At 30.5% G+C, this 21,268-nt stretch carries 18 protein-coding genes; 8 read left to right on the top strand and 10 right to left on the bottom strand.

Features of this window, described 5'->3' with window-relative positions:
* Positions 1 to 9 precede the first annotated feature (9 nt).
* The 6 genes from DIS07_RS03700 to DIS07_RS03725 all read left to right on the top strand — a co-directional run bounded on the left by DIS07_RS03700 (position 10) and on the right by DIS07_RS03725 (position 3,596).
* Positions 10 to 369 (top strand): hypothetical protein, encoded by a 360-nt coding sequence (locus DIS07_RS03700; protein ID WP_109403892.1) that lies wholly within the window; start codon positions 10 to 12, stop codon positions 367 to 369.
* A 10-nt stretch (positions 370 to 379) separates the two neighbouring features.
* Complete coding sequence (locus DIS07_RS03705) at positions 380 to 922, top strand: YceI family protein (protein WP_109403893.1); 543 nt, start codon at positions 380 to 382, stop codon at positions 920 to 922.
* Positions 900 to 1,289: a hypothetical protein gene (locus DIS07_RS03710; RefSeq protein ID WP_146190705.1), complete on the top strand. Its 390-nt coding sequence runs from the start codon at positions 900 to 902 to the stop codon at positions 1,287 to 1,289. Before DIS07_RS03705 ends, DIS07_RS03710 begins: the two co-directional genes overlap by 23 nt.
* 5 nt (positions 1,290 to 1,294) lie before the next feature.
* The gene (locus DIS07_RS03715) at positions 1,295 to 2,146 is read left to right on the top strand and encodes a DUF5777 family beta-barrel protein (protein ID WP_109404539.1); all 852 of its coding nucleotides are present in this window, start codon (positions 1,295 to 1,297) and stop codon (positions 2,144 to 2,146) included.
* Positions 2,147 to 2,193: 47 nt separating this feature from the next.
* Positions 2,194 to 3,195 carry a tRNA dihydrouridine synthase DusB gene (gene dusB, locus DIS07_RS03720; RefSeq protein ID WP_109403895.1) on the top strand — a complete coding sequence of 334 codons (1,002 nt, stop codon included), beginning with the start codon at positions 2,194 to 2,196 and terminating at the stop codon, positions 3,193 to 3,195.
* A gap of 98 nt (positions 3,196 to 3,293) precedes the next feature.
* Positions 3,294 to 3,596 (top strand): HPF/RaiA family ribosome-associated protein, encoded by a 303-nt coding sequence (locus DIS07_RS03725; protein WP_109403896.1) that lies wholly within the window; start codon positions 3,294 to 3,296, stop codon positions 3,594 to 3,596.
* 12 nt (positions 3,597 to 3,608) lie between these two features.
* Here DIS07_RS03725 and DIS07_RS03730 read toward each other — a convergent pair whose 3' ends face one another.
* The 9 genes from DIS07_RS03730 to DIS07_RS03770 form a co-directional block, all read right to left on the bottom strand.
* Entirely contained in the window at positions 3,609 to 4,811 is a 1,203-nt protein-coding gene (locus tag DIS07_RS03730) for an ABC transporter permease (RefSeq protein ID WP_109403897.1), read from the bottom strand.
* A gap of 10 nt (positions 4,812 to 4,821) precedes the next feature.
* Entirely contained in the window at positions 4,822 to 5,217 is a 396-nt protein-coding gene (gene rbfA, locus DIS07_RS03735) for a 30S ribosome-binding factor RbfA (protein WP_109403898.1), read from the bottom strand.
* Positions 5,218 to 5,327: 110 nt separating this feature from the next.
* Complete coding sequence (locus DIS07_RS03740; protein ID WP_109403899.1) at positions 5,328 to 5,621, bottom strand: FoF1 ATP synthase subunit delta/epsilon; 294 nt, start codon at positions 5,619 to 5,621, stop codon at positions 5,328 to 5,330.
* Positions 5,622 to 5,632: 11 nt separating this feature from the next.
* Positions 5,633 to 7,141, bottom strand: coding sequence for a F0F1 ATP synthase subunit beta (gene atpD / locus DIS07_RS03745; RefSeq protein ID WP_109403900.1), 1,509 nt, complete (start codon positions 7,139 to 7,141; stop codon positions 5,633 to 5,635).
* 177 nt (positions 7,142 to 7,318) lie between these two features.
* Positions 7,319 to 8,674: an OmpA family protein gene (locus tag DIS07_RS03750; RefSeq protein WP_109403901.1), complete on the bottom strand. Its 1,356-nt coding sequence runs from the start codon at positions 8,672 to 8,674 to the stop codon at positions 7,319 to 7,321.
* 115 nt (positions 8,675 to 8,789) lie between these two features.
* Positions 8,790 to 9,983: a glycine C-acetyltransferase gene (gene kbl / locus DIS07_RS03755; RefSeq protein WP_109403902.1), complete on the bottom strand. Its 1,194-nt coding sequence runs from the start codon at positions 9,981 to 9,983 to the stop codon at positions 8,790 to 8,792.
* Positions 9,984 to 10,031: 48 nt separating this feature from the next.
* Entirely contained in the window at positions 10,032 to 13,175 is a 3,144-nt protein-coding gene (locus tag DIS07_RS03760; protein WP_109403903.1) for a UvrD-helicase domain-containing protein, read from the bottom strand.
* Positions 13,176 to 13,250: 75 nt separating this feature from the next.
* Entirely contained in the window at positions 13,251 to 14,087 is an 837-nt protein-coding gene (locus tag DIS07_RS03765; RefSeq protein WP_109403904.1) for a ZIP family metal transporter, read from the bottom strand.
* Entirely contained in the window at positions 14,084 to 14,740 is a 657-nt protein-coding gene (locus DIS07_RS03770) for a metal-dependent transcriptional regulator (protein WP_109403905.1), read from the bottom strand. Before DIS07_RS03770 ends, DIS07_RS03765 begins: the two co-directional genes overlap by 4 nt.
* Before the next feature lie 104 nt (positions 14,741 to 14,844).
* Here DIS07_RS03770 and DIS07_RS03775 point away from each other — a divergent pair, with 104 nt between their 5' ends.
* Positions 14,845 to 17,115, top strand: coding sequence for a TonB-dependent receptor (locus DIS07_RS03775; RefSeq protein WP_109403906.1), 2,271 nt, complete (start codon positions 14,845 to 14,847; stop codon positions 17,113 to 17,115).
* A 20-nt stretch (positions 17,116 to 17,135) separates the two neighbouring features.
* Here the strand turns inward: DIS07_RS03775 and DIS07_RS03780 are convergent, their stop codons facing one another.
* On the bottom strand, positions 17,136 to 17,726 hold the full coding sequence (locus DIS07_RS03780; protein ID WP_146190706.1) for a hypothetical protein: 591 nt from the start codon (positions 17,724 to 17,726) through the stop codon (positions 17,136 to 17,138).
* 129 nt (positions 17,727 to 17,855) lie between these two features.
* On the opposite strand from DIS07_RS03780, the gene mfd reads away from it, so the two are divergent.
* On the top strand, positions 17,856 to 21,200 hold the full coding sequence (gene mfd, locus DIS07_RS03785; protein ID WP_109403908.1) for a transcription-repair coupling factor: 3,345 nt from the start codon (positions 17,856 to 17,858) through the stop codon (positions 21,198 to 21,200).
* Positions 21,201 to 21,268: the final 68 nt, after the last annotated feature.

The raw sequence follows: 21,268 nt of genomic DNA on the forward strand, positions 1-21,268 counted from the left end.
ATTATATCTATGAAAAAAATTATTTATAAATCTATATTTATTTCTGTTATTTCTTTTGGGTTTTACAACTGTTCAACAACAGTAATTCCTCTAGAAGAAGAACCCGAACCTGTTATAGAAAAGATAACATACAATGATAATGTAAAATCTATTATTGATGCCAATTGTATTAGTTGTCATATTAGTGGTGGTCAAGCAAGTCATTATCCATTAATTAATTATTCTCAAGTTAAAAATTCTGCTGAATCTGGGAATTTAATCAGCAGAATGAACGACATAACAAGGCCAATGCCTCAAAGTGGTTTACTCCCAGCTCAAACAAGGGCTATAATTGATAAATGGAAAACTGATGGGTTTTTAGAAAACTAAATCTAAAATTATGAAAAAACATCTTTTTTTTATTGTCTTTTTTTGCAGTATATCTCTTTTTTCGCAAAAATATTTCACACGTTCTGGAAACACTAATTTTAAAGCATCTGTAGAAGCTTTTGAACCTGTAGAAGCAACGAATAATAGTACAACTGTTATTCTAAAAACAGATACAGGAGATATTGCTGCTCAACTTTTTATAAATGCGTTTCAATTCAAAGTAGCTTTAATGCAAGAACATTTTAATGAAAATTATATGGAATCTAACAAGTTTCCAAAAGCTACTTTTAGAGGAAAGTTAAATGATTTTGATTTTAAAAATAGTAACAATAAAAAAGAATATAAACTAACAGGAACGTTAACAGTTAGAGGTGTAAAAAAAGAAATTGAAACCACTGCAAAAGTTAGTTTGGAAGATGGTAAAATTAAATTGATGTCAAATTTTGTTGTAGAACCTCAAGATTTTAAAATTAATATTCCATCAATCGTTAGAAAAAAAATTGCTGATAAAATAAACGTTACTTTAAATTATGAGCTTGTCGAAAAAAAATAAAATAATACTCTTTGTTATTATTACTGGATTATTAATTGGTTTTTTTGTTTACAACTATGCAATGAAAGCTCCTGCAAAAATTGAAACAAAAGAGGTTGTTTTTGATGGTTTTGCTTCAGATTTTATGAAAAAAGTACAAGAAAACGCAAAAAATTGGCAAAACAAAGTTGTTGTTTTAAAAGGGAATATAACATCAAAAGACGATAAGGGCATCACTTTAGAAAATCAAATTTATTGTCAATTTAGAGAAGATGTCAAATTTTCAACCTTAAAAACGAATAAAAATATAATACTAAAAGGTCGTGTAATTGGTTATGACGATTTATTAGAAGAATTAAAATTAGATCAATGTTTACTTACACCATAAATATTATGAAAAAAACGATATTTCTTTTTGCTTTTATTTTTCTGAATTCATTTTTTTTAATTGCTCAAGATGATTTAATGGATGAATTAAACGAAGAAACTAAAAATGAAAATTCTTTTGAATTACCAGCTTTTAAAGCGATGAAAATTGGGAATTTACAATCTACAAAAGTAGGTGCAAAAGGAGATTTATATTTGTATGTTTCTCACAGATTTGGTGCTTTAAAAGATGGTTTTGATACCTTTTTTGGTTTAGATAATGCCAATACAAAAATTCAATTAGCCTATAGTTTTTGGGAAGGCACACAATTTACTATAAGTAGAGAGTCTTATAACAGAACTTTTGCAAGTTCTGTCAAATTTAGATTGGCACAACAATCCAATAAATTTCCTGTAAATCTTACAGGTTATGGAACTATAAACATTAACACCTTATTAGATGAAACAAATTTTCCTAGCTTAAAATCAACAGATAGATATAGTTATGCTGCTCAATTATTAATTTCAAGACGTTTTTCTGAAAATTTTTCTTTTGAAATTGCACCAAGTTATGTGAGACAAAATTTACAAAATTTAAATATTGTGCCTGAAGCAAAACACAATCAGTTTGCGCTTGGTTTTGGCGGACGACAAAAAATTAGCAAAAGAGTAAGCTTAAACGCTGAATATATTTACAATATAAGCAGACCAAATAATTCTCCATATTCTGATGGATATGCTTTTGGTGTTGATATAGAAACTGGCGGGCATATTTTTCAGTTATTATTTACCAACGCTCAATCTACCAATGAACCTGCATTTATAACTGCTGCCGAAGGCGATTTATTTTTTGGTTTTAATATTGTAAGAGTTTTTTAAAAAGATTCTCTTAACAAAAAAATAGTATTTTTGCCAAAAACTTAGTTTTGGTAAAAATAGACAACATAGAACTCCCAGATTTCCCTCTTTTATTGGCTCCAATGGAAGATGTTTCAGACCCTCCTTTTAGAGCTTTATGTAAAGAAAATGGTGCTGATGTTGTATATACAGAATTTATTTCTTCTGAAGGACTAATTCGAGATGCAGCTAAAAGTATTATCAAATTAGATATATACGAAAAAGAAAGACCTGTAGGAATTCAAATTTTTGGCGCTAATTTAGATTCAATGTTAAAAACGATTGAAATCGTTGAAAAATCGAATCCAGATATTATTGACATCAACTTTGGTTGTCCTGTTAAAAAAGTGGTTTCAAAAGGTGCTGGAGCAGGTATTTTAAAAGATATTGACTTAATGGTTTCTCTTACAGAAGCTATGGTTAAACACACCAATTTACCGATTACAGTTAAAACTCGTTTAGGTTGGGATCACGATTCTATTAGAATTGTTGAAGTAGCTGAACGGTTGCAAGATGTAGGTTGTAAAGCTATTTCCATTCACGGTAGAACACGTGCGCAAATGTATAAAGGAGATGCAGATTGGAAACCAATTGCTGCTGTAAAAAACAACCAAAGAATGCATATTCCTGTTTTTGGTAATGGAGATGTTACAACACCTGAAAGAGCTATGGAAATGCGTGATAAATACGGTTTAGATGGCGCAATGATTGGTAGAGCTTCAATTGGTTATCCTTGGTTTTTTAACGAAGTAAAACACTTTTTTAAAACTGGCGAACACTTGCCTAAACCTACAATTTCTGAAAGAACAAAAATTGCCCGAAGACATTTAAAAATGGCTATCGATTGGAAAGGAGAACGTTTAGGAGTTGTTGAAACTAGAAGACACTACACCAATTACTTTAAAGGAATACCTCATTTTAAAGACTATAGAATGAAAATGGTTACCTCAGATGACCCAATGGATGTCTTTTCTGCTTTTGATGAAGTAGAAGCAAAATTTGGAAATAGTAGCATTCCAGAAATAAAATAACTTTTATTTCATAATTATTTTCTAGTAGATTGATAAATATCATATCTAAAAACTTGAATAATAATTACTTTTAGATATCTAATTTAAAAGAGAAAATTATGAAAGTAAATATTCAGTTTGTCAATATGCAAACAAGTGAAACAATGAAATCTTATACCTTAGCAAAATTAGAAAATTTAGCAAATAAGTATAACTCTATAATAAGCGCAAACGTATTTTTTAAAAGAGAAAATTCTCTAAAAAAAATAGGTAAAATTTGTGAAATGGAATTAAGTTTAGCGGGCCCAAGGATTTTTGCTTCATCAAATGAAAAGAATTTTGAATTGGCAGTAAAACATACCATTAGCGATCTAGATAAACAACTTAAAAAAAGAAAGGGAGTTCTTAAACCATACTTATAAAGAAATAGAACTTTACCTTTCTATAAACTCTTTATTAATTCTACTACTAGCAATTTTAGCAGCTATAAAGCCTAAAATTGTTATTGTAGCTAGAACAATAGTAAGATTTAAAAATCTAAATTCTACAGGATATGGTAAACCAGGTACAATTTCAAAAAACCCAAAAGTTCTTTGAGCAAAAACAAGTAATATTCCAAGTATTAGACCAATAAACATTCCTAATACAGTCAACAAAAATCCTTGAAATACAAAAATTTGCTTAATTTCTTTAATCGTTGAACCCAAATTTAACAGTGTTCTTAGATTATGTTTTTTATCAATAATCATCATAATAATAGCACCTATTACATTAAATAATGCAATAATTACAATTAAGGTAAAAATTAAATAAGACACAAAGTTCTCAGTATTAATAACCTTATAAAAAACTTCATTCAATTGTTCTTTTGTTTGCACTTTAAACTCAATTCCTAATTGGCTTTTAAGTTCTTTGGCTACTCTGTCTGGTTTGCTGTTCTTTTGAAGTTTAATCTCTATACCAGTAATCTGATTTTCCTTGAATTGTAACAGCTTTCTTGCTGACGATAAATTTACAAAAACATATTTATTAGCAAAATCTTCATTTCCAGAATACACGCCAACTATTTGAGTTTTTAATGTATAAAATCCATTAACAGGGTTAATAAAACCGGTTCCAGGTTTTGGTATCATTACAGATAAGGGGTCACCAAAATTTAATATCCCTAGAGATAGTTTTCTAGAAATACCTTCTCCAATTACAGCTGTATTTTCAAATTTTTTTTGAATCCAAGTTCCCACATTAATAGCTGAATCAATTAGGGTAATCTTTTGATAATTCTCAGCAACTCCTTTTATATAAGCAATTTCATTTTTTTTGTTATACTCTAAAAACACTCTCTCTTCAATAATATTAGCACTTTCTTTTACCTGTTTATGATTAGCAATAACACTATCTAAAACATTACTAAATATGAAAGATTTTCCTTTTGTCGATGTGATTTTTATATCAGGGTCAGAAACATCTAATAAACTATAATTAAATGTTTTTAAACCAGAAAAACCTGATAGAATAATAAATAATGCTAAGGAGCTTATAATAACGCCAAAAGAAGCTATAATAGAAATTATATTAATCGCATTATTACTCGTTTTAGTAAATAAATATCTTTTAGCTATGTAAAATGGAAAGTTCAAAAAAATGAAATTATTTTTTTTGTCTTTTGGGTAAAATGTCAGGATTCAAGATGGGATTCTCATCTTTTCCTTGTAAAGAATTATCTATTCCTTCATTGTAATCTAAAGTATCATCACCAAAAAACAATAACTCTGGCATTCTTCTTAATTGATTTCTTGTTCTAGAGGCCATTTCGTGACGGATTAAGACTGTATTAGATTGAACTCCTTTTATAATCTCGTCTCTCTTTTCAGAAGGAAAAACACTTAAGTACACTTTAGCAATCCCTAAATCTGAAGTAACAGATACTTTTGATACCGAAATAATTACACCTTTCATTCCATCTTGTGCTGCTTTCTGCAAAACATCTACCAAATCTTTTTGTAAAACTCCAGCTATCTTTCTTTGTCTATTCGTTTCTTCCATTGTGCAAATTTACTCTTTTTTTGTAAAATTTATTTTTCTTAAGAAAAGTTAAAAAAAAATCTCAAAACGAAAATACGTTTTGAGATTTTTAAAAATTTATATAGTATTATTTAGTCTGCTAAAATAATAGCTTTATTTTCATTTAACTCTAAAGTACCAGAACTAATAGCTAAAGTTAAAATCATATCATCAGCTTCATCAGGAACTAATTTTCCATTTAAATCATCTAATTCTAAATTACTTTGAGAATGAACATGAATTTTAACAGTTCCTTCTTTTAAATTAGAAACAACTGGTGCGTGATTATTTAGCATTTGAAACTCTCCATTTACCCCAGGAACTGATAATGAATCAATTTCTGATGAAAATAAAATAGCTTCAGGTGTTACAATTTCTAAATACATATTTTATGTTTTTAAGCTTCAGCCAACATTTTTTCTCCAGCATCAATTGCATCTTGAATTGATCCTCTTAAGTTAAAAGCAGCCTCAGGGTATTTGTCTAACTCACCGTCCATAATCATATTAAAGCCTTTAATAGTGTCTTTAATATCAACTAAAACTCCTGGGATACCTGTAAATTGTTCAGCTACATGGAAAGGTTGAGATAAGAAACGTTGTACACGTCTTGCTCTATGAACAACTAATTTATCTTCTTCAGATAATTCTTCCATTCCTAAAATTGCAATAATATCTTGTAATTCTTTATAACGTTGTAAAATTTCCTTTACTCTTTGTGCACAATTATAATGATCGTCACCTAAAATATCAGCTGTTAAAATTCTAGAAGTAGAATCTAAAGGATCTACCGCAGGGTAAATACCTAACTCAGCAATCTTACGAGATAATACAGTTGTTGCATCTAAGTGAGCAAATGTTGTTGCTGGCGCTGGATCTGTTAAATCATCCGCAGGTACATAAACTGCTTGCACAGAAGTAATAGAACCTTTTTTTGTAGATGTAATACGCTCTTGCATTGCTCCCATTTCTGTTGCTAATGTAGGTTGATATCCTACTGCAGATGGCATACGTCCTAAAAGTGCAGATACCTCAGAACCTGCTTGTGTAAAACGGAAAATATTATCTACAAAGAAAAGTACATCTTTCCCTTGAGCTTCACCAGCTCCATCTCTAAAATATTCAGCTATAGTTAAACCTGACAAAGCAACTCTTGCACGTGCTCCAGGAGGTTCGTTCATTTGTCCAAATACGAAAGTAGCTTTAGAGTCTTTCATTCCTGGCTTATCAACTTTAGATAAATCCCATCCGCCTTCTTCCATAGAATGCATAAAATCATCACCATATTTGATAATTCCAGATTCTAACATTTCTCTAAGTAAATCGTTTCCTTCACGAGTTCTTTCACCTACTCCTGCAAAAACTGATAAACCACCGTGACCTTTTGCTATATTGTTAATTAATTCTTGAATTAATACTGTTTTACCTACTCCAGCTCCACCAAATAATCCAATTTTACCTCCTTTTGCGTAAGGCTCTATTAAATCGATTACTTTAATACCTGTAAATAAAACCTCTGTAGATACTGATAAGTCTTCAAATTTAGGTGCAGATCTATGAATTGGTAAACCATCTTTACCTTCTTTCTTTAGATTTCCTAAACCATCAATTGCATCTCCTGTTACGTTAAATAAACGTCCATAAATATCATTACCTATTGGCATTTGAATAGGATTTCCAGTTGCAACTACTTCTGCTCCTCTACTTAATCCATCTGTAGCATCCATAGAGATAGTTCTTACTGTATCTTCTCCAATATGTTGCTGAACTTCTAATACTAATATAGAACCATCGGCTTTTTTAATTTCTAGAGAATCGTAAATCTTAGGAAGTTCATTTTCTGTATTGAATTCAACATCAATTACTGGCCCAATAATTTGAGAAACTTTACCTGTTATTGTAGACATTATGTATCTAATTAAAATTATTATTTATATATGAGACTTCTCTCTCATTTTCAGGATGCAAAGGTAATTTTTTTGATTGAAACTAAAAAAGTTTTTTTACTTAAATAGGATTATTATGAATACAAAAAAAAGCCTCATCAAATTGATGAGGCTTTTGAATTATATTTAAATAACTGATTAGTTCGTTACTTTAATTTCAACTCTTCTGTTGTTAGCTCTACCAGCTCTAGTCTTGTTAGTATCTACTGGAGATCCTTCACCAAAACCTTTAGCTTCTAATCTTGTAGTATCTACACCATTTTTCACTAAGTACTTTTTAACAGCGTTTGCTCTTTTCTCAGATAATCTTAAGTTTAGAGGAGCACCACCTGAACTATCAGTATGACCTTCGATTGCGAAAGTAGCTTTAGGATACTTGTTCATTACAGCAACTATAGCGTCTAATTGTTTAGTAACTCCTGGCTTGAAAGAAGCTCTTCCTGAGTTAAATAAAATTGATTTAGCTGTAAAAGCAATAGCATCTGTAGCTTCTTTAGTAATTACTTTCTCTGGACAACCCATTTCAGAAGCAACACCTGCTACATTAGGACATTTATCGTCTTTATCTAAAACTCCGTCACCATCAGTATCTGGCCAAGGACATCCTGCATTTGCAGCTGGTCCTGCAACAGAAGCACATTTATCATCTTTATCTACAACACCATCTCCATCTGAATCTGGACAACCTTTATTAGCTTTAGTTCCTTTTGAGTTAGGACACATATCATCTTTATCAGCAACTCCATCACCGTCTGAATCTGGACAACCATTCATAGAAGCTAATCCTGCAGTATTAGGACAAGCATCATCTGAATCTTTAACACCATCTCCATCAGCATCAGGACAACCATTAAATTCTTCTAAACCTGCAACTTCTGGACAAGCATCATCTTTATCATAAACTCCATCACCATCAGTATCTTTTCCTCCAAAAGCAAATACTAAACCAAAAGTCGTTTGGTAATGCGCTTGTACGTTTTGAGAAAATCCTCTTTTAGTTCCTGTTTGAAAGTTAACGGCCATATTGTCATTGAACCAAAAATTGGCTCCAACACCACCATTAAGCATTCCTTCACCTTTTGAGTCAGCAGAAGTATAACCTCCTCCTAAGTACACATAAGGATCAAACCAAGCAGTTTCACCCACTAAATTGTTCAAATCATACTTAACGATTGCATCTACAGCCCAGTATAAAAAATCAGAATCGTTTTTTGCACTTACGGTTTTAATTTTATTAATTGAACCAGCTAACTGAACAGAAAAACCTTTTTCAATATATTTTTCAGCAGAAATTCTAGATATAGAGGGAAGAATATTCCAGTCTTTACTACCTAATAAATCTAACGCTTGATCAGTTAAAGAAGTTCCATCGTAAAAATCTACAACATTTACTCCAAAACCTACGGCCCAAGGATTGTTTTCATTCTGTGCGTTTAGGTTGCTAACTGTTACCAACGTAAACAAAGCTATCACAGCTAATTTTAATCGTTTCATTATCAAATTTTTAAATTAAAAGTTCGTTATTATTATACGCAAAAGTAAACTCTTAAAACGTATCTACAAAGACAAATCTACAAAATATTCGTAAAAAAGCAAGTTTTTATCTATTCTAAATAATTTTTAATTCTTCTCCAACTTCTTTAAAAGCAGAAATAGCCTTGTCTAAATGTTCTTTTGTATGCGCTGCAGACAGTTGCACTCTTATTCTTGCTTTTTCTTTTGGAACCACAGGAAAAAAGAAGCCAATTACATAAATTCCTTTTTCTAATAGTTTATTTGCCATCACTTGAGACAATTTTGCATCATACAACATAACAGGAACAATTGCTGCATCTGCACCAACCAAATCAAAACCTGCTTTTTCCATTTCTGTTCTAAAATAATTGGTATTCCATTCTAATTGATCACGAAGTGAAGTATCGTTTGTGATTAAATCGAAAACTTTTAATGAAGCTCCTACTATTGCTGGCGCTAAAGAATTAGAAAACAAATAAGGACGAGAACGTTGACGTAAAATTTCTATAATTTCTTTTTTTCCTGTTGTGTAACCACCCATGGCTCCACCTAAAGCTTTACCTAAAGTTCCTGTCACAATATCAATTCTATCCATCACATTTTTTAACTCCACAGTTCCTCTACCTGTTTTACCAATAAAACCTGTAGCGTGACATTCATCAACCATCACTAAGGCATCATATTTGTCTGCTAAATCACATATTTCATCGAGCTTAGCTACTATTCCATCCATAGAAAAAACACCATCAGTAACAATTATTTTAAAACGATGGTTTTGTTTGTTCGCCTCAATTAATTGCTCTTCTAAAGAATCCATATCGTTATTATTGTAACGATAACGCGCTGCTTTACACAAACGAACTCCATCTATAATGGAAGCGTGATTTAAACTGTCTGAAATAATAGCATCTTCTTTTGTCAGTAAGGGTTCAAAAACGCCTCCATTAGCATCAAAAGCTGCGGCATACAATATGGTATCTTCTGTGGTATAGAAATCTGCAATCTTTTTTTCTAATTGTTTATGAATATCTTGTGTACCGCAAATAAAACGCACTGAAGACATTCCAAAACCGTGAGAATCCATCGTGTCTTTTGCTGCTTTAATAACTTCTGGATTGTTAGACAATCCTAAATAATTATTAGCACAAAAGTTAATAACCTCTTCTCCTGTAGAAATTTTTATGACTGCATCTTGCGATGATGTGATAATTCTTTCGGACTTATACAAACCAGCCTCCTGAATATCTCGAAGTTCATTTTTTAAAGTATCCTTAATTTTTCCGTACATTTTTTATCGATTTAAGAAAAACAAAGTTACAAAGTTTCTTTTTACTGACTATACCTCAACAATACCAATTTTATCATTGATATAAATTAAGATTTTTTTATCAACTTTTAAATGCATTGATTGTAAAACTCGCTCATACTTTAATACTTGTTGATGATGTTCTTTGGATGGATTTCCTGTCTTGTAATCTATAATTGACACTGAATCATCTGCAAAAACCAATCTATCAGGAATCATAATTTGATTGTCAACATCAACAATTTCTCTTTCATTATATATTATGACATCATTTTGATAATACTGTTTTAATTGAGGATGATTTACAACTTGAATAATCTTTTCTTTTATGGATAGTAATTGATCATCATCTATAAAACCCTGCTGATGATATTGCGCAACAACTTTGTTAATGTCTTTTTCAGTATTTATTTTTGCAAACATTTCGTGTAAAAGATTTCCATAATCAATAGCTTTTCCTTGGTCTGTATCCCATAATTTAGAAGAACTAGCTAGTAAAACCATATTGTGTTCTTGCCAAGGTGTAGAAATAAATTTCTGATGAATTTCTACAACAGAGCTATTGTTCTCTTTTTTACCGATTCTATTTTCAGCTCCAAAACAATAGTCAAAAACATCATCTTTCCAGAGATTTTGTTCTTTTAAATAGTTAATAAAAACACCCGAATAAAAGTTAGTGTTTTCTTCTCCTTTCGATGAAATTTTATGTTCTGTGATAATATGCAACTGCTCTACAGCTCTTGTAAGCGCAACATATAAAAGATTAAAATTATCAAGTTCTAATTCTTCTCTTTGTTGATTGTAAATTTCTAAACCTCTACTACTTACCAATTCTAAACTTTTACTGTAATCTACTAACAGTTCATTAAAACCATTATAAGTTTCTGGCAACTCGTTTAACCAAGATTTCGGTTTAATTTGCCTGTAGATCTCAACATCACAAGGAAAAATTACAACAGGAAATTCTAGTCCTTTCGATTTATGAATGGTCATTACTTGAACAGCATTAGCGCTTTCTGGAGCAACAATACTTAATTTGTCTTTTTTCAACTCCCAAAACTCCAAAAACTCACCAACGTCAGTTCCTTTTCTCTGTTGTTCTAAAACAACATCTAAGAAAAATTGCACAAAAGCATCTGAGGAATTTACCAAATTAAAGCCTCGAATAATTGCTTCTATTTTCTCATAAAATGGTAGTTGTTGAAAATTGGAAACCTCAAAAGAAACTCCATAATTTTTTACTCCTTCAATTATCTCTAAAGTATTCGATTTTGCAAAATGATTTAAGAAAATATGTTTCTTTTCTGATATTTTTAAATGTTGATGTAAAAAATACAACACCTCAAAACGTGTTTCTTCATCACTAGGATTTTGTAATAGTTGTAATAAATTTATAATAAAATTGACTTTTGTATTGTTTTGCAACAGCAACGTTTCTGAAGAAACAATATCAATATTATTTTCTGACAAATAATTTGCAACTGCAATTCCGTCTTTTTTAGTACGTGTTAACACACATATTTCATTTAAAGAAAAATCTTTTTTTAGTTGATTTATTTTCTCTAAAACCTTCTTTGGATATCGCAGTTTTTTCTCTTCTTTATCTTTTTCATCTTCTAAAAAAGTGAGGGATACAAATCCGCCTTTTTTAGCATTTTCTTTTTGTGTATTTCCTTCTAAAAACAACTTTTTGTAAGATTCATTTTGAAGAAAATTCGCTGTATGTTGAAAAAAGGAATTATTAAAGTTTATAACCTCAGAAAAACTTCTGAAATTAGTTTCTAAATGCTTAATTTCTTTACTGATATGAAAAGGATTTTCAATATCTGAACCTAAGTTGATAAACTGTTCTGCTTTTCCTCCACGCCATCTATAAATCGCTTGTTTTCCATCGCCAACTAACAATAAATTACTGTTTTCTTGTGCCAAAGCATTGTCTATTAACGGAATTAAATTTTGCCATTGCAACACAGAAGTATCTTGCATTTCATCGATAAAATAATGTTGAAAACGCTGCCCAATTCTCTCATAAATAAAAGGTGCAGGTTGGTCTTTAATATTATCTGAAATAAGCTGATTAAATTCTGCATTTAACCGAATATTATTATCTTCTTTAATGTTTTCTAATTCTGAATTAATATTATTTAAAACCGCTAAAGGAATGATACTTTTCAGCGCAATTTTATTGAGCACATACAACGCATATTGCGAATCAAATAATTCTTTAGATTGATAATAATATTGAAAAAATTGTTCTTTTAAATCATCAATGGTATCTTTTGCTAAAGGTGATGTTTTTCCTCCGTATAAATTTTTATCAGCTTCAATATTATTGTTTAAACGACCTTCGAACTTGATGACTCCATTTTTTAAGAAACGTAATTTTTGATATTTCTGAAAGTGTTTAGGATAATCTCCATAACTAAAATCGGTTATAGAAAGCCCATTATCATCAATAAAACCTAAAACTTTATCTCCAAAATCTTTAAACTCTTTTTCAATCTGAGAATTGATTTTCTGTAATTTACTCTTTAAACTAAAAAACTCTTCCAATTCTTTATCTGCTAAATTTCTGAAATGCTGCACATCATCTTCATTCAACAAAATTCTAGCAAATTCATTTAAATCTTTGGCAATATCCCAAGATTTATCATCATCTGTTTTATCTAAAGAATAATCGATTAAAAGGTTGGTGAGTTTTTTATCTGTACCTATTTTAGAAATTAATACATCTACAGCCCCATTTAATAAGGAAACTGCATCCATCTCCACTTCAAAACTAAGTGGCAACCTTAAATCATAAGCAAAATTTTTGATGATTTTATGTGTAAAACTATCAATAGTAGTAATAGAAAAAGCTGAATAATTTTGTAAAATAGCATCTAAAATCTTCTTGCTTCGCTCTTGAATTGTGGCTTTATCAATGGCAATTTCATCAATAATAATTTTATATAAATCGTTCTCTTTCCCATCAGCAAAATCTTCTAAATTTTGCAAAACACGTTCTTTCATTTCACCAGCAGCTTTGTTGGTAAATGTGATTGCCAATACTTTATGAAATGTGAAAATATCTTCAGAAGATAATAAAACTTTAAGGTACTGTTTTACAAGAGTAAAAGTTTTACCACTACCAGCAGAAGCATTATATACTTGAAAAAATGATGGTTGTTGCACAGAACTATTTTTATTGCAAAATACAAAAAGCCAAACAGTTTATGTTTGGCTTTTAAATATATTTTTAATGGGATTCTAACCCAATCCAACATCTAAAGACATCATTACAATAAATCCGCCAATAAAACCGAGAGTTGCAATATCTGTATATTTATCTCTTTGTGTTTCTGGTACGACCTCTTCAATAACAACAAAAATCATTGCTCCAGCTGCAAATGCTAATGCGTAAGGTAAAATTGGTGTAAAAAATGAAACTGCCAAAGCCCCTAAAACCGCAGCAATTGGCTCTACCACTGCAGACAATTGTCCAAACCAAAAGCTTTTTAAACGACTTACACCTTGTCTTCTTAAAGGCATTGCTACTGCAAAACCTTCTGGAAAATTCTGAATTCCAATACCAATTGCTAAAGAAATTGCAGCTATAATCATTTCTGTTTGCTCTACACCAACTAAGGTAGAAGCTGCTCCAAATAAAACACCTACTGCTAAACCTTCAGGAATATTATGTAATGTAATGGCTAAAACTAATAGTGTAGATCTATGCCATTCTGTTTTAACTCCTTCTTTTTCTGTTTCTTTAAAATTGATATGCAAATGAGGCAATATTTTATCCATTCCAAAAAGAGATAAAGCACCTAATGCAAAACCAATTGCAGATGGCAAAACTTTTACAAAACCTTCTCCTGGACTATTTTCTATAGCTGGAGCTAGTAAACTCCAAAAACTGGCAGCTACCATAACTCCTCCTGTAAAACCTAACATTCCGTCTAAAACGGCTCTATTGGCTTTCTTAAAGAAAAAAACCAAAGCAGCTCCTGCAGCTGTCAATCCCCAAGTAAAAAGTGATGCATATAATGCAGCTTGAATTGGATGATCTTTTCCAAACTCAACTAATTGGTCGAATGTGCTCATACCTTTTTTATATATAAATTATTTGCGATTTTATTTGATATTGATAGCTTCTTACCATCAATCTGAATAGCTAAAGAATTGTCAAAATCTTCTTTTTCTAAAACGGTTATTATTTTCCCTAAAACAATATCTTTTTTATCTAAAAATTGTAAAAACCCTGAAGAAGAGTCATCTACTCCTACACATATTCCACTTTCGTTTTTTTGTAATGCAGATAGTAGGCTTTTATCAATTATTTTTAAATTCCCATTCTCATCAGGAATTGGATCACCATGAGGATCATGAGTAGGGAAACCCAACAAAGCATCCAATTGATTGATTAGTTTAGGTGATTTTATATGCTCTAATTGTTCTGCAACATCGTGTACTTCATCCCAAGAAAAATTAAGTTTTTCTACTAAAAAAACCTCCCACAAACGATGTTTACGAACAATATTTGCAGCTATTTTTTTACCTAAATCTGTTAGTTTTACACCTTTGTATTTCTTATAAACCACTACTTTCTTATCAGATAATTTTTTAATCATATCTGTAACAGAGGAAGCTTTTGTTTCCAATTGTTCTGCAATAGCATTTGTACTGATGCCTTTGTCCGCACCAAGTTCTAAATGATAAATTGCTTTTAAATAATTTTCTTCAGAAAGTGTAAACATCCTAAATATTTTTAGACAACAAAGATAAACTTTTTATTTAAATCAAAATATATTTTTAGACAAGTCTAAAAATTAAATTATATTTGTCGAAAATTTAATAAAAAATGAAATCGTTTTTTAAAATAATTTGTATTTTATGCATTGGGATGAATTCTATTTTCGCTCAAAATAGTATTTCTGGAATAATTACCAATAAAGGAGAACCGCTTCCATTTGTAAACGTCTACTTAAAGAAAACTAAATTAGGAACCTCAACTAATAACAACGGTTTTTATCAACTTAAAAATATACCTGATGGTAAATATACATTGGTTATAAGTTCTATTGGTTTTAAACCAAAATCGGTGAGAATTTCTTTTTTTGGCGGAAAAACTATCAAAAGAAGTTTTACTTTAAACGAGAGTAATTCTTTAGATGAAATTGTGATTTCTGGCACTTTAAAACCTGTTACTAAATCTAATAGTCCAGTGCCAATAGAGGTGTATAGTAAAACATTTTTTGAGAAAAATCCTACACCATCAATATTTGAATCTTTGCAAAATGTAAACGGTGTTCGTCCACAATTAAATTGTAACGTTTGTAATACTGGTGATATTCATATTAATGGTTTAGAAGGCCCTTATACATTTGTTTTAATTGATGGAATGCCAATTGTTAGTGGACTTTCTACAGTTTATGGTTTAACTGGAATTCCGCAAGCATTAATTGAAAGAGTTGAAGTTGTTAAAGGTCCAGCATCTACTTTATACGGCTCTGAAGCTGTAGGTGGAATTATTAATATCATCACTAAAAAACCTTCAAATTCACCAGCATTAGCAACAGATACTTTTAGTAGTTCTTGGGGAGAAGTAAATGCAGATATTGGTTTACGTTATAATTTATCAGAAAAAACTCAAGGTTTGCTAGGTATAAATTATTTTAATTTTCAGAATAGAATTGACAACAATAATGATGGTTTTACAGACTTAACATTGCAAAATAGAATATCAATTTTTAATAAGATTGATATTAAAAGAAAAAGTGGAAAAACATTTACAGTTGCTGGAAGATATGTTTATGAAGACAGATGGGGAGGGGAAACCGACTGGGGAAGAGAATTTAGAGGAACAGATATTATTTACGGAGAGAGCATCTATACAAATCGTTGGGAAACTTTTGGAACCTATCAATTACCAACCTCAGAAAGTATAAATTTTCAGTTTAGTGCAAACGGACATCATCAAAATTCGGTTTACGGAACCGATGTTTATGATGCCGATCAATTTATTGGTTTTGGGCAATTCATTTTTAACAAACAAATTAAAGAAAATCACGATTTTACTTTAGGTCTAGCCTACAGATATACATTTTATGATGATAATACTTTTGCTACAAAAGACACTAAAGGATTAGAAAATCAACCTTCAATTACACATTTGCCTGGAGTTTTCTTTCAAGATGAAATCAGCTTAAATAAAAACAACAAATTACTTCTAGGGGCAAGATGGGATTATAATAGTTTGCACGGAAGCATTTTCTCACCAAGAGTAAATTACAAATGGAGTTCTATTGATAATTCAGATATTTTTAGATTAAGTGTTGGTAATGGGTTTAGAGTAGCCAATGTTTTTACAGAAGATCACGCTGCTTTAACTGGAGCAAGAGAAGTTGAGTTTGATGGTGAGCTGAATCCAGAAACATCTTGGAATATAAATGTAAATTATGTTAAAAAATTATATCCAAATAACTCAATAATCACTTTAGATGCAAGCATATTTTACACCTATTTTGATAATAGGATTTTACCAGATTATGATTCTGACCCAAATAAAATTATTTATGCTAATTTAGATGGACATTCAGTCTCTAAGGGTATCTCTTTAAATACGGACATTATATTTTTAAATGGATTAGCCATTAATGCAGGTGCAACTTTAATGGATGTTTCTATCACAGAAAATGGAATAAAAACAAGACAACCCTTAACAGAGAGTTTTAGCGGGGTCTGGTCTATTTCTTACAAATTTAATAATAACTTTAAAATCGATTACACAGGAAATATATACGGACCAATGCGATTACCCCTATTAAGTAACACAGACCCAAGATCTCCTCAATCTCCTTGGTTTAGCATTCAAAACATTCAACTATCTAAAAAATTTAGTAATTCTTGGGAAATTTATGGAGGTGTTAAAAACTTATTAAATTTTACTCCCGAAGCAAATAGTATTGCACGTTCTTTTGACCCTTTTGATAAACAAGTAGTTTTTGACACAAACGGACAAGTAATAGCAACACCAAACAATCCAAATGCTTTAACTTTTGACCCAACTTATGTTTATGCATCAAACCAGGGCATCCGAGGCTTTATAGGACTAAAATATGTTGTTTTTTAATTAAAAAAAAAGAAGTGAAATTAATTTTTAGAATTCCAAAGACGTTTTCTTTTAGAAGTTCTTATTTTACTTCTACCAGATGAACTTTCATTGTTTTTTGAGAGAGAAAACCTATACACTAAGCCAGCTGTTCCGAAATTATGAGAACGTTGACTGGAAAATTTAGTTTCACTAAGTTTAAATAATATCTGCCCAGTTAATCCAAATTTATCAGAAATCCAAAGTGTACCTCCTGCTCCTAGATTAATAGTTGGGGTTAGGTGTTTTGCAGCAATAAAGCTACCACCGACTGAAATGTAAGGTGATATCCTATTTCCTGAAGTACCAAAATCATATCTGGCTTCTCCATCAAAAGTTATGTATTTTTGAGTAGCTCCATTAGATGAAGAAATACTTCCTACAAAAGTTACGTTTTTAAACATATATCTTCCAACGGCAACTCTTGGAAATAATTCTAAATACCTAACTCCAACTGCAGAAGAATTTTCTGAAGAATAAAGTACAGATGCAGACCCAAAGGCTAGAATCCATTTTTTTTCTTGATTTTGTGAAAATAGATTAACACAAAAAACAAAGAAAAAGATTACTAAAAGAGTACGATTTCTTTTCATTGTTGCTAGGGGGTAAGGTTTAACAATATTAAAACTGTCGAAAAGCAAATATATTGTATTCTTAAAGAAATCAAAATATATAATCGTTTTTTCTGTGTTAAGATTTACATTTGCAAAAAACTTAAAAAGTTGAGTAAACAGAATGTTGTAAATCAATACCAAAAATCTGCAGATGTTTTGCAGATTATTAAACAACTTCAACAAGAGAAAAACCATTTTCAAATTTCGAATTTGGTTGGATCCTCATTGTCTTTTGTAATTGCCGAAACTTTTAAAAAAACCGACAAACCCTACCTTTTTATACTTAACGATAAAGAAGAAGCAGCATATTACCTAAATGATTTAGAACAACTTTTAGGCGATAAAAATGTACTTTTTTATCCAGGTTCTTATAGAAGACCATATCAAATAGAAGAAACAGATAACGCCAATGTTTTATTAAGATCAGAGGTTTTAAACAGAATTAATTCTCGAAAAAAACCTGCCATCATTGTTACGTATCCTACTGCTTTATTTGAAAAAGTAGTCACAAAAAAAGAGTTAGAAAAAAACACTTTAAAAGTTACAGTTGGTGAGAACTTGTCGCTTGATTTTGTAAATGAAGTTTTGTTTGAATACAAATTTAAACGTGTTGATTTTGTTACAGAACCCGGTGATTTTTCTGTAAGAGGCGGAATTATAGACGTATTTTCTTTTTCTAATGATGAACCTTACAGAATTGAATTTTTTGGCGATGAAATAGATAGCATTAGAACTTTCGATGTAGAAACACAATTATCAAAAGAGAAACTGAAAAAAGTTTCGATTATGCCCAATGTTGAAAATAAAACATTGCAAGAAAATCGTGAAAGCTTTATCAAATACATTTCTTCTAAAACAATCATTTTTGCAAAAAATATAGATTTATTAGCTGGTAAGTTAGATAAATTTTACAAAAAAGCTGAAGATGCTTTTAAAGATTTATCCAAAGAAATTAAACATGCAAAGCCTAATGAATTGTTTTGTAATGGCGATTATATAAAACAGCAAATACAAAATTTTACGTTAGTTGGTTTTGGAAGTACTCGCCATTCTGAACTTTCTTCTGAACTTCATTCAATTAGTTTTAACGTAAAGCCCCAACCATCATTCAACAAACAATTTAATTTATTGATTGATGATTTGAACGAACATCACAAAGCTGGATTTACCAACTATATTTTTTGTGCAAACGATCAACAAGCCAAACGCTTTCATGATATCTTTGATGATGCTGAACAAAAAGTTCATTTTAAAACTCTAGTATTTCCTTTATACCAAGGTTTTGTAGATGTAAACACAAAATTAGTTTGTTATACAGATCATCAAATATTTGAACGCTATCATAAATTTCGATTAAAAAATGGATATGCAAAAAAACAAGCCATTACACTGCAAGAACTTAACAAACTTGAAATTGGAGATTATGTAACGCACATGGATCATGGAATTGGAAAGTTTGGTGGTTTGCAAAAAATTGACGTTCAAGGCAAGAAACAAGAAGCCATAAAATTAGTTTATGGTGAACGTGATATTTTATACGTAAGCATTCACTCTTTACATAAAATCTCCAAGTTCAATGGCAAAGATGGGAAACCTCCTAAAATATACAAATTGGGTTCTGGAGCTTGGAAAAAAATCAAACAAAAAACCAAAGCTAGAGTTAAACATATTGCGTTTAATTTAATTCAATTGTATGCTAAAAGAAAATTACAAAAAGGATTTTCATTTGGTCCAGACACACATATGCAACATGAATTGGAAGGTAGTTTTATGTACGAAGATACTCCAGATCAGTATACTGCCACACAAGATGTGAAAATAGATATGGAAAAAGAACAACCTATGGATAGGTTGGTTTGCGGTGATGTTGGTTTTGGTAAAACTGAAGTAGCTGTTAGAGCTGCTTTTAAAGCTGTTGACAATGGCAAACAAGTAGCTATTTTGGTTCCTACAACTATACTTGCTTTTCAACATTACAAAACTTTTTCAGAAAGGTTAAAAAACTTTCCAATCAAGATTGATTATTTAAACCGTTTTAGAACAGCAAAACAAAAAACAGCTGCAATTGATGGTGTAAATGATGGTAGTGTAGATATTATTATTGGCACACATCAATTGACAAATCAACGAATAAAATTTAAAGATTTAGGTTTATTAATAATTGATGAAGAGCAAAAATTTGGTGTTGCTGTAAAAGATAAACTCAAAACTTTAAAAGAAAATGTTGATACACTTACATTAACTGCGACTCCAATTCCAAGAACTTTACAATTTAGTTTGATGGCTGCAAGAGATTTATCAGTTATCAAAACCCCTCCACCAAACAGACATCCTATAGAAAGTAATGTAATTCGCTTTTCTGAAGAAACTATTAGAGATGCCATTTCTTATGAAATTTCAAGAGGTGGACAAGTATTTTTTATTCATAATAGAATCGAAAACATCAAGGAAGTAGCTGGCTTATTACAAAGATTAATTCCATCAGCAAAAATTGGGATTGGTCATGGGCAAATGGAAGGCAAAAAATTAGAAGAATTAATGCTTTCTTTCATGAACAACGAGTTTGATGTTTTAGTATCTACAACTATTATAGAAAGTGGATTAGATGTGCCAAATGCCAACACTATTTTCATTAACAATGCAAATAATTTTGGTTTGAGTGATTTACATCAAATGCGGGGTAGAGTTGGACGTTCCAACAAAAAAGCATTTTGTTACTTCATAACTCCTCCTTATCATATGATGACTGATGATGCTCGTAAACGTATTCAAGCATTAGAGTTGTTTTCTGATTTAGGTAGTGGAATTAATATTGCCATGAAAGATTTAGAAATTCGTGGAGCAGGTGATTTATTAGGTGGTGAACAAAGTGGATTTATTAATGATATTGGGTTTGACACCTATCAAAAAATATTACAAGAAGCTATTGAAGAACTTAAGGAAAGTGAGTTTAAAGAGCTGTATAAAACTGACAAATCTAAACCTAAAGAATTTGTAAAAGAGGTGCAGATTGATACTGATTTTGAAATTTTATTTCCCGATGACTATGTGAATTCTGTAACGGAACGTTTGAGTTTGTATGAAAAATTATCAGATATTGAATCAGAAGAAAAGTTGATGAAATTTGAAACTGAAATTGTTGATAGATTTGGGGAAATTCCAACACAAGTCGAAGATTTATTAGATTCTGTTCGTATAAAATGGTTAGCTAAAATATTAGGCTTAGAAAAAATCATTTTAAAACAAAAAAGAATGATTGGGTATTTTGTATCTAACCAACAAAGTGATTTTTATCAAACAGATGCATTTACTAGAATGCTAAAATACGTTCAGCAAAACAGTAAAAGTTGTGTTATGAAAGAAAAACAAACCAAAAACGGATTGCGATTACTCATTACTTTTATTAAAATAGATACTATAAAAAAAGCATTAGAAATTCTACAAAAAATATAATGTCTTAGCGAGTTTAATAAATAATCTAATTTTTAGTGAGATTACTTTACTTTGTTCGCGATGACTCA

The sequence above is a fragment of the Polaribacter aquimarinus genome (assembly GCF_003129485.1).
Lineage (GTDB): Bacteria > Bacteroidota > Bacteroidia > Flavobacteriales > Flavobacteriaceae > Polaribacter > Polaribacter aquimarinus.

Excerpts from the sequence above, each read along its gene's own strand:
- DIS07_RS03700 (WP_109403892.1), top strand. The coding sequence starts at position 10 with ATGAAAAAAATTATTTATAAATCTATATTTATTTCTGTTATTTCTTTT.
- DIS07_RS03705 (WP_109403893.1), top strand. The coding sequence starts at position 380 with ATGAAAAAACATCTTTTTTTTATTGTCTTTTTTTGCAGTATATCTCTT.
- DIS07_RS03710 (WP_146190705.1), top strand. The coding sequence starts at position 900 with ATGAGCTTGTCGAAAAAAAATAAAATAATACTCTTTGTTATTATTACT.
- DIS07_RS03715 (WP_109404539.1), top strand. The coding sequence starts at position 1,295 with ATGAAAAAAACGATATTTCTTTTTGCTTTTATTTTTCTGAATTCATTT.
- DIS07_RS03725 (WP_109403896.1), top strand. The coding sequence starts at position 3,294 with ATGAAAGTAAATATTCAGTTTGTCAATATGCAAACAAGTGAAACAATG.
- rbfA (WP_109403898.1), bottom strand. The coding sequence starts at position 5,217 with ATGGAAGAAACGAATAGACAAAGAAAGATAGCTGGAGTTTTACAAAAA.
- DIS07_RS03740 (WP_109403899.1), bottom strand. The coding sequence starts at position 5,621 with ATGTATTTAGAAATTGTAACACCTGAAGCTATTTTATTTTCATCAGAA.
- atpD (WP_109403900.1), bottom strand. The coding sequence starts at position 7,141 with ATGTCTACAATAACAGGTAAAGTTTCTCAAATTATTGGGCCAGTAATT.
- DIS07_RS03750 (WP_109403901.1), bottom strand. The coding sequence starts at position 8,674 with ATGAAACGATTAAAATTAGCTGTGATAGCTTTGTTTACGTTGGTAACA.
- kbl (WP_109403902.1), bottom strand. The coding sequence starts at position 9,983 with ATGTACGGAAAAATTAAGGATACTTTAAAAAATGAACTTCGAGATATT.
- DIS07_RS03765 (WP_109403904.1), bottom strand. The coding sequence starts at position 14,087 with ATGAGCACATTCGACCAATTAGTTGAGTTTGGAAAAGATCATCCAATT.
- DIS07_RS03770 (WP_109403905.1), bottom strand. The coding sequence starts at position 14,740 with ATGTTTACACTTTCTGAAGAAAATTATTTAAAAGCAATTTATCATTTA.
- DIS07_RS03775 (WP_109403906.1), top strand. The coding sequence starts at position 14,845 with ATGAAATCGTTTTTTAAAATAATTTGTATTTTATGCATTGGGATGAAT.
- DIS07_RS03780 (WP_146190706.1), bottom strand. The coding sequence starts at position 17,726 with ATGAAAAGAAATCGTACTCTTTTAGTAATCTTTTTCTTTGTTTTTTGT.